The 6,455-nt window shown below is 74.0% G+C and carries 5 protein-coding genes; 2 read left to right on the top strand and 3 right to left on the bottom strand.

Going from position 1 to position 6,455, the window contains the following annotated elements; genetic code table 11:
- The 3 genes from DLJ47_RS23870 to DLJ47_RS23860 form a co-directional block, all read right to left on the bottom strand.
- Window positions 1-423 (bottom strand): 4Fe-4S dicluster domain-containing protein (locus tag DLJ47_RS23870; RefSeq protein WP_146228186.1); only part of this gene is annotated, 423 nt, incomplete at its 3' end.
- A complete protein-coding gene (locus DLJ47_RS23865) occupies window positions 420-1,805 on the bottom strand; it encodes an FAD-binding oxidoreductase (RefSeq protein ID WP_109902942.1) in 1,386 nt (461 codons plus the stop codon). The genes DLJ47_RS23865 and DLJ47_RS23870, both read right to left, overlap by 4 nt.
- Window positions 1,806-1,951: 146 nt before the next feature.
- Window positions 1,952-3,193 carry a glycosyltransferase family 39 protein gene (locus tag DLJ47_RS23860; protein WP_233257984.1) on the bottom strand — a complete coding sequence of 414 codons (1,242 nt, stop codon included), beginning with the start codon at window positions 3,191-3,193 and terminating at the stop codon, window positions 1,952-1,954.
- A gap of 150 nt (window positions 3,194-3,343) precedes the next feature.
- On the opposite strand from DLJ47_RS23860, the gene DLJ47_RS23855 reads away from it, so the two are divergent.
- Both DLJ47_RS23855 and DLJ47_RS23850 read left to right on the top strand, forming a co-directional pair.
- Window positions 3,344-4,966: an NAD(P)/FAD-dependent oxidoreductase gene (locus DLJ47_RS23855; RefSeq protein WP_109902940.1), complete on the top strand. Its 1,623-nt coding sequence runs from the start codon at window positions 3,344-3,346 to the stop codon at window positions 4,964-4,966.
- Between the two features lie 149 nt (window positions 4,967-5,115).
- The gene (locus DLJ47_RS23850; protein ID WP_109902938.1) at window positions 5,116-6,123 is read left to right on the top strand and encodes a phosphotransferase family protein; all 1,008 of its coding nucleotides are present in this window, start codon (window positions 5,116-5,118) and stop codon (window positions 6,121-6,123) included.
- Window positions 6,124-6,455 lie beyond the last annotated feature (332 nt).

Below are 6,455 nucleotides of genomic sequence, written 5' to 3'. Positions count from 1 at the left end.
GACCGGGCCGCGGGCGCCGGTCGGCGGGGCGGCGACCGGGCCGCGGGCGGCGCCGCGTACCAGGCCGAGCAGGCGCAGCAGCCAGCGTTGCCCGGCGATCAGGGTCAGCGCCCGGGCGAGCGGTGGCCGGCGCCGGCCGCGCCACTGGTGCACCCGCCACTGCTCCAGCAGGCTGCCGTACTGCACCCCGGCCGGGCAGACCGGTTCGCACGCCCGGCAGCCCAGGCAGAACGAGGACTGCTCGGCGAGGGTGGGATCGTCCGGGGGCAGCGTGCCGTCCTGCAGAGCCCGCATCAGGGTGATCCTGCCGCGCGGCGAGGACGCCTCGTCGCCGGTCATCGCGTACGTGGGGCAGGCGGGCAGGCAGAAGCCGCAGGAGATGCAGCGGGACAACTGCCCGGGGTCGAACACGTCGCCGCTCACGAGCCCAGCTTTCCGGGGTTGAGGATGCCCGCCGGGTCGAAGGCGGTCTTGATCCGGCGGAGCAGGGCGAGCTGGTCGTCGCCGAGCCGGGCGGCCAGGAACGGCAGCTTCGCCGCGCCCACCCCGTGCTCGCCGGTGATGGTGCCGCCGAGGTCGAGGGCGGCGGCGAACACGTCGGCGAAGGCCGCCTCGGCGCGGCGTACCGCGTCGGTGTCGTCGGCGGAGTCGAGGACGCAGGTGGGGTGCAGGTTGCCGTCGCCGGCGTGGCCGAAGGTGGCGATGGCGACGTCGTGCCGGGCGGCGACCGCGTCGATCCGGTCGACCATCTCGGCGATCCGCGGCCGCGGGACGGTCGCGTCCTCCAGGATGGTCACCCCGCCGCGCCGGGACAGCGCGGGCAGCGCGCACCGCCGGGCGGCCAGCAGCGCCTCCGCCTGGGCGACCTCGCGGGCGGTGGTGACCTCCACCGCACCGGCCGCGACGCAGGCCGCGCCGATCCGGTCGAGGTGGGTCGCGACCAGGTCCGGCGGGCCGTCGTCACCGAAGAGCAGCAGCGCCCCGGCGTCGGTCCGCAGCCCCAGGTGGGCGAAGTCCTCCACGGCGTCGATGCAGGCCCGGTCGAGGAACTCCAGGGTCGCCGGCACCACCCCGGCCCGGATCACCCGGGCCACCGCCTCCCCCGCCTCGGCCAGCGACGGGAAGTACGCCACCCCGGTGTTGGCGGACGCGGGCGCCGGCAGCAGCGCCACGGTCGCCTCGGTGATCACCGCGAGGGTGCCCTCCGAGCCGGTGAGCAGCCGGGTCAGGTCGTAGCCGGCCACGTCCTTCCAGAGCCGGCCGCCGGTGCGGATCACCTCGCCGGTGGGCAGCACCGCCTCCAGCCCGAGCACGTAGTTGCGGGTGACCCCGTACTTCAGCCCGCGCAGCCCGCCGGCGCAGGTGGCGACGGTGCCGCCCACGGTGGCGACGGTCCGGCTGCCCGGATCCGGTGCCCAGAGCAGCCCGTGCGCGGCGGCGGCGTCGGCCAGCGCGGCGCTGGAGACGCCGGGCTGCACCCGGGCCAGCAGCTCGTCCGCGCTGATCTCCAGGATCGCGTTCAGCCGGGTCAGCACGAGCACGATCCCGCCGCGCAGCGGCACGGTGGCCGCGCACAGGTTCGAGCCCGCGCCGCGCGGCACCACCGGCACGCCGTGCCGGGTGGCCAGCGCCAGCACCGCGGCGACCTCGGCGGTGTCGGCCGGGAAGACCACCGCGTCGGGCCGATGGGTGAACAGTGGGGTGGCGTCGCGGGCGTACGCGACGAGGTCGCCGTCGGCGTCGTGCACGTTCGCCGGGCCGACGATGCCGGCCAGTTCGGCCCGGACGGTCGCGGACAGTGCCATGCCAACCCTTCCCGGCACGCCGGTCGCGCCCGAAGATTTCTGCCGGCCACTGATCGATCCGCCGGCAATCACTTTCACCGGATCATAGTGAGCGACGCCGGTCAGGTGAAGACGCCGGCCGTTCGGGCGCGCCGGCTCCAGGCGGGTCAGATGATGAAGTGGGTCCAGTAGGCGAGCCAGGTGACGAAGAGCGCGCCCTGGAGCAGGGCCAGGGCGGCGGTCAGCCAGACGTCCAGGGTGGCGTGCCGGGCCCACCGGGCCAGGGCCAGGCCGACCGGGAACACGGCGAGCAGGTAGCGCAGCAGGCTCTTGTACACCGGCGGGCCCATCGACAGCGGCACCAGCACCATGATCAGCCCGTAGACGAGGTACGGCAGGCCGATCCGGCGGGCGGCCGCGAGCAGGACGACCAGCACGGCCACCGCGATCCACACCCGCAGCGCGTCCCGGGTCGGCGCGTCGGTCAGGCCGTGCCAGATCACCCGCAACGGGTTCTGCACGCTGATCCCCCAGCCCCGCTCCTGGGTGTGCTTGTAGGCGAACCAGTCCCCGCTCTGCCAGTAACAGAAGGCCATGAAGCTCAGCCAGCCGGCGGGCACCAGCAGCAGCGGCCAGCCGGTGCGGACGTACCGCCACAGCGCCCGCGGCCCGAGCCGGTAGTCGCCCTGCCGCAGCAGCACCAGGGCCAGCGGGAGAACGACGAAGAACCCGACCGAGCGGCTCAGCGCCAGGAAGAATCCGACCACGCCGACCACCAGCCAGCGCCGCCGCTCGGCGTAGTAGAACGCGGCCAGCGCCAGACAGAGGAAGAGCGACTCGGTCAACGCCGCCTGGAACAGGAACGCCGCCGGCAGCAGCACCAGGTAGCGGACGAACCGGCGGGCCGCCGGGTCATCGCCGAGCAGCCGCTCCCCCAGCCGGTACGCGTAGTAGAGCATCAGCAGGAACGCGACGTTGGCGACCACCAGCAGGGCCAGCGCGGTGTCCCCGCCCAGCAGCGGGGCCAGCGGCCGGGCCAGGAACGGGTAGAGCAACGGGAAGCCGAAGTCGCGCCACGGCTCGTCCAGCGGCAGCCGGGCCAGGTGGTCGTAGAGGAACGTGTCCCAGGCGAACCAGAGCGAGAACCAGCGGTGCTCGGAGACCTCCCGCTGTTGCTGGCGCATCGCTGTCTCGTACGGCGGCGGCGCCCAGGGCGCCTCGTCGAAGGCGCTCAGCGCGAGCAGCCCGAGGAGGCTGAGCGCCACCTTCGTACCGACGAAGATCGCCACCACGTACGGCCAGGGGGCCGGCACCCGGCCGACCGCCCGCCGCGCCCCGGCCGCCACCTGCCAGGCGCGGCCGGTGGACGCGCCGCGCTCGGCCGCGTCGGCCCGCCCCCTGTCGCCCATGCCTCTCCCGGATCCGGCCACCCGGCCACGAACGGTGCCACATCCCCGTTCCGCGGCCGTTGACACGTGGGCCGGCCTGCGGAACCGGGGGTGACATCGCCGTCAGGGTGGGTAAGCCGGCCCGTCCACAACGGCAGAAAGTGGCAGGTCATGGCTGACGAACGCGGCACGGTGGTCATCGGCGCGGGGCCGGCGGGACTGACCGCGGCGTACGAGTTGCTCCGGCGGGGCGCCCCGGTACGGGTGTTCGAGGCGGACGAGGTGGTCGGCGGGATCAGCCGCACCGTGGAGCGGGACGGCTGGCGGTTCGACATCGGCGGGCACCGGTTCTTCACCAAGGTGCCCCGGGTCGAGGAGTTCTGGCACGAGGTCCTGCCCGACGAGGACTTCCTGCTCCGCCCCCGGATGAGCCGGATCTACTACCGCGGTGCGCTCTACGACTACCCGCTGAACGCGACCAACGCGCTGCGCAACCTCGGGCTGCGCGAGGCCGCGCTCTGCATGGGCTCGTACGCCCGGGCGCGGCTGCGCCCGCCGAAGGACCAGTCGCACTTCGAGGGATGGGTCTCGGCCCGGTTCGGCTGGCGGCTCTACTCGATCTTCTTCAAGACGTACACGGAGAAGGTCTGGGGCATGCCGGCCGACCAACTGCAGGCCGACTGGGCCGCCCAGCGGATCAAGAACCTGTCGCTGGCCAAGGCGGTGCGCAACGCCGTGCTGCCCAAACGCAACCGCAAGGACGTGACCAGCCTGATCGAGGAGTTCCAGTACCCGAAGCTGGGGCCCGGCATGATGTGGGAGCGCTGCGCCGAGGAGGTGCGTCGCCGGGGCGGTCGGGTGGACACCGGGACGTGGGTGACCGCCGTGCACCGCGACCCGGAGCACCGCCGGGCGGTCGCCGTGACCGTCAACGGGGCGGGCGGGCAGCGTACCGAGCCGGCGGAGCACGTCGTCTCCTCGATGCCGATCTCCGAGCTGGTCGCCGCGCTGCGCCCGGCCGCCCCGCCGGAGGTGCTGGCCGCCGCGGCCGACCTGCGGTACCGGGACTTCCTCACCGTCGCGCTGGTGGTGCCCGAGGAGTTCTCCTTCCCGGACAACTGGATCTACGTGCACGACCCGGCGGTGAAGGTGGGCCGGATCCAGAACTTCGGGTCCTGGTCGCCGCACCTGGTCAAGGACGGCCGCACCTGCCTCGGGCTGGAGTACTTCGTCTTCGAGGACGACGAGACCTGGCGTACGCCCGACGCCGACCTGATCGCCGCCGCGACCGCCGAGCTGGAGCGGCTGGGTCTGGTCCGGCCGGGCGTCGTGGAGGCCGGCTACGTGGTGCGGATGCCGAAGGCGTACCCGGTCTACGACGAGCGTTACCAGCACAACGTCGACGTGATCCGGGAGTGGCTGGCCCGCGAGGTGCCCAACGTGCACCCGGTCGGCCGCAACGGCATGCACCGGTACAACAACCAGGACCACTCGATGTTGACCGCGATGCTCACCGCGGAGAACATCGTCTGCGGCACCCGCCACGACGTCTGGTCCGTCAACGTCGAGCAGGACTACCACGAGGAGTCCGCGGGCGGCGACGGGCGCGGCGCCGGCGACAGCCGGCACGGCACCGGCCGGGACGCGCCGATCATGCCGGCCCCGCCCCTCGGGGTCGCCGGCACCGCTGGTGCCACCGCAGCCAGCGGACCTGACGGGTCCGCCGGGAGCGACGGTGACGGTCGCGCGCGGAAGGCACCGGTCGAGCAGCCGGCGCAGATACGCCTCGGCTGACGCACACCCTGGCCGGTCGCCGGTAGGGGCAAGGGTTGGGCGCGGCGGGCTGCGCCGGTGCCGGGGTCGGCGGGTGCGCGGGGCGGACGGAGCGCGGGGGCGCGCACTAGTCTGACGCGCGTGACGCGGACGGCGTGGCGGAGCGTGGAATGAGCGGGCCGAGTCCCACCCAGCGGGTCCTCTCCCCCGCCGACGTGGCCGACTACGTCCGGGCCTCGCTCGGGCCGGACCGTGGCGTGGCGGCCTGCGGCCCGCTGACCGGGGGCGGCTACGCCGCCGTCTGGTGGGTCCGCCTGGACGACGGCCGCGAGGTGGTGCTGAAGGTGGCCCCGCCGCCCGCCGTGCCGCTGCTGCGCTACGAGCGGGGCCTCGCCGCCGCCGAGGCCCGCTACTTCCGGCTGGCGGCGACGCACGCGCCGGGGGTTCCCGTACCGCCGGTGCTGCACCACGGCGTGCATCCGAGGTTGGGCGAGTGGCTGGTCACCGGCCGGCTGCCCGGCCGGTCGCTGAGCGACCTGGCGTCGTCCGGAGTGGACGGTGGCCGGGCGCGGTACGACTTCGGCACGGCGCTGGCCACGGTGCACCGGGTCACCGGAGACCGCTTCGGCTACGACGACGGACGTACCGGCGGGTCGACCTGGGCCGAGGCGTTCGCCGCGATGATCGAGGACCTGCTCGCCGACGCCGCCGACTGGCGGGTGCCCGTGCCGGTGGAGCGGATCCGGTCCGCGGTGCGGCTGCACCGCCGGCTGCTCGACCAGGTACGCCGCCCGGCGCTGGTGCACTTCGACGGCTGGGACGGCAACGTGCTCGCCGAGCCCGACGGCGACGGCCCGTACCGGATGTGCGGGCTGGTCGACGGCGAGCGCTACCTCTTCGGCGATCCCATGGTGGACCTGGTCTCCCCGCTGCTGCTCCGCCGGGCGGAGGACGAACCGGACCACCCGTTCCTCCGCGGCTACGCCGCCGCGACGGACGACCCGCCGGTCTTCGACGCCGGCCTCCGGCGCCGCCTCGGGCTCTACCGGATGCACCTCTACCTGCTGATGATCGTCGAGATGCCCAGCCGCGGGATGACCCCGGCCAGCCACCCCGACCGGCACGACGGGCTCGCCCGCCTGCTCGACGAGGAACTCACCGCCCTGTCCCATGACTGACCTCGACCGTGACCTGACGCGGAGGTGGGTGCGATGAGCGGGCGGACGACGGCAGACGTCGCGCAGCCGGGGAGGCAGGGGAACCATGGCCAGCCCGGGGCGGGCACGGCCGGACCGGACGTTCGCCGCGGAGACCGCGCCCACCGAGTAGCGGACACCCGGGACTGTTGATACCTCTGCGGCATAGTTATGACTCAGAGGTATCAGCCTCTCGGCTGCGCGGTTCGGCCAGCCGGTCGGTGGCGAACCCGGTGTCCGGCGAAATGCGGTGTGTCCGTTTCACGGTGTCCGGTGGCGGGTCGGGCTGGGCGGTTTGGGTGCGGGTGTGGGGT

Source organism: Micromonospora sp. S4605 (assembly GCF_003176715.1).
Classification (GTDB): domain Bacteria; phylum Actinomycetota; class Actinomycetes; order Mycobacteriales; family Micromonosporaceae; genus Micromonospora; species Micromonospora echinaurantiaca.
This window is presented reverse-complemented; position numbering and strand designations above follow the sequence as displayed.